The 2,500-nt window shown below is 54.4% G+C and carries 1 tRNA gene and 2 rRNA genes (1 of these 3 cut by a window edge); all 3 read left to right on the top strand.

What is annotated here, in order from left to right:
• Window positions 1-1,968: ribosomal RNA gene (locus AC2FNR_RS04640) — 23S ribosomal RNA — on the top strand; it begins 859 nt to the left of the window's first position.
• Between the two features lie 191 nt (window positions 1,969-2,159).
• Window positions 2,160-2,274, top strand: a 5S ribosomal RNA gene (gene rrf / locus AC2FNR_RS04635).
• A 52-nt stretch (window positions 2,275-2,326) separates the two neighbouring features.
• Window positions 2,327-2,403, top strand: a tRNA-Met gene (locus AC2FNR_RS04630).
• The last annotated feature ends 97 nt before the right edge of the window (window positions 2,404-2,500 follow it).

The following is a 2,500-nucleotide window of genomic DNA, read 5'->3' as shown; positions in this document are numbered from 1 at the left end:
GTCATCCGAATACCCCGGGGGGTAGAGCACTGGATGGGTAATGGGGCCCCACAGGCTTACTGATCCTAACCAAACTCCGAATACCCGGGAGTACTAGATGGCAGACACACTGCGGATGCTAACGTCCGTAGTGGAGAGGGAAACAACCCTGACCTACGACTAAGGCCCCCAATTCATGGCTAAGTGGGAAAGCAGGTGGGACGACCAAAACAACCAGGAGGTTGGCTTAGAAGCAGCCATCCTTTAAAGATAGCGTAACAGCTCACTGGTCTAAATAAGTTGTCCTGCGGCGAAGATGTAACGGGGCTCAAGCCATGAGCCGAAGTCTAGGGATGCGTAAGCATCGGTAGCAGAGCGTAGTGTGACATAGTCTCATTCCTCCTTCATGCCTTCGGGCAGATTGGAGGAGAGAGGCTTTCGATGAAGCGGGCGCGTGAGCGATCCCGTGGAGAGATCACTAGTGAGAATGATGACATGAGTAGCGACAAAGAGTGTGAGAGACACTCTCGCCGAAAGTCCAAGGGTTCCTGCTTAAAGCTAATCTGAGCAGGGTAAGCCGGCCCCTAAGCCGAGGCCGAAAGGCGTAGGCGATGGGAACTAGGTTAATATTCCTAGGCCAGGAGGATGTGACGGATCACAGGTGTAGTTCAATCTTATCGGATTGATTGGGCTGCTGAGTGGTTCCTGGAAATAGCCCTCCATCAGACCGTACCCTAAACCGACACAGGTGGACTGGTAGAGCATACCAAGGCGCTTGAGAGAACGATGTTGAAGGAACTCGGCAAAATACCTCCGTAAGTTCGCGAGAAGGAGGCCCGGTTCCTAGGCAACTAGGGGCTGGGGGCACAAACCAGGGGGTGGCGACTGTTTATTAAAAACACAGGGCTCTGCGAAGTCGCAAGACGACGTATAGGGTCTGACGCCTGCCCGGTGCCTGAAGGTTAAAAGGAGAGGTGAGAGCCTTGAATTGAAGCCCAGGTAAACGGCGGCCGTAACTATAACGGTCCTAAGGTAGCGAAATTCCTTGTCGGGTAAGTTCCGACCTGCACGAATGGCGTAACGACTTCCCCGCTGTCTCCAACATCGACTCAGCGAAATTGAATTGCCTGTCAAGATGCAGGCTTCCCGCGGTTAGACGGAAAGACCCCGTGCACCTTTACTACAGCTTCGCACTGGCATCAGGATTGTGATGTGCAGGATAGGTGGTAGGCTTTGAAGCAGGAACGCAAGTACCTGTGGAGCCTCCCTTGAGATACCACCCTTCGCACTCTTGATGTCTAACCGCGGTCCGTTATCCGGATCCGGGACCCTGCGTGGCGGGTAGTTTGACTGGGGCGGTCGCCTCCTAAAGCGTAACGGAGGCGCGCGAAGGTTGGCTCAGAGCGGTCGGAAATCGCTCGTTGAGTGCAATGGCAGAAGCCAGCCTGACTGCAAGACTGACAAGTCGAGCAGAGTCGAAAGACGGCCATAGTGATCCGGTGGTCCCGAGTGGAAGGGCCATCGCTCAACGGATAAAAGGTACGCCGGGGATAACAGGCTGATACTGCCCAAGAGTCCATATCGACGGCAGTGTTTGGCACCTCGATGTCGGCTCATCTCATCCTGGGGCTGGAGCAGGTCCCAAGGGTACGGCTGTTCGCCGTTTAAAGAGGTACGTGAGCTGGGTTTAGAACGTCGTGAGACAGTTCGGTCCCTATCTGCCGTGGGTGTAGGAGACTTGAGAGGAGTTGCCCCTAGTACGAGAGGACCGGGGTGAACGATCCACTGGTGGACCAGTTGTCGTGCCAACGGCAGTGCTGGGTAGCTATGATCGGACAGGATAACCGCTGAAGGCATCTAAGCGGGAAGCCCCCCTCAAAACAAGGTCTCCCTGAGGGCCGTGGAAGACCACCACGTCAATAGGCCGGAGATGTAAGCGCAGTAATGCGTTCAGTTGACCGGTACTAATCGCCCGATAGGCTTGATTTGATCCAGTAATGGAAAGATGAAATCAAACCAGAAGCATACACACCTTGACCAAGGACAGCGTCGCAGCGCCAAGCCGCGATGTTGGTTGATTATATAACCGTGCGGGAACGCGCCTTTTGTAAACAAAAGACGCTGCCTCCCGCGCGTCGCCTTTTTGCAAAGCAAAAAGAGCGACGTGGGCTTTTCCTCGGTTTGGTGGTCATAGCGCAAGTGAAACACCCGGTCCCATCCCGAACCCGGAAGTTAAGCACTGCCGCGCCAATGGTACTTGGGCTTAAGCCCCGGGAGAGTAGGTCACCGCCAAACCTAGAAAAAGCCCACATATCTCTCTAAACGATGAAAACAAATCTGACTCTGACGCGGGATGGAGCAGCCCGGTAGCTCGTCAGGCTCATAACCTGAAGGTCGCAGGTTCAAATCCTGCTCCCGCAACCAGCGTCAGAAAATCTCAAAACGCCCGTTCAGACTACAATTGATCCCCCGGATCAATTGCTTAACGTCTTCACCTCGTCAGCCGCATAACCTGAAGGTC

The sequence above is a fragment of the Ruegeria sp. SATB045 genome (assembly GCF_059613525.1).
Note: the sequence above shows the minus strand (reverse complement) of the source record. Positions and strands in the feature narration are given on the sequence as shown.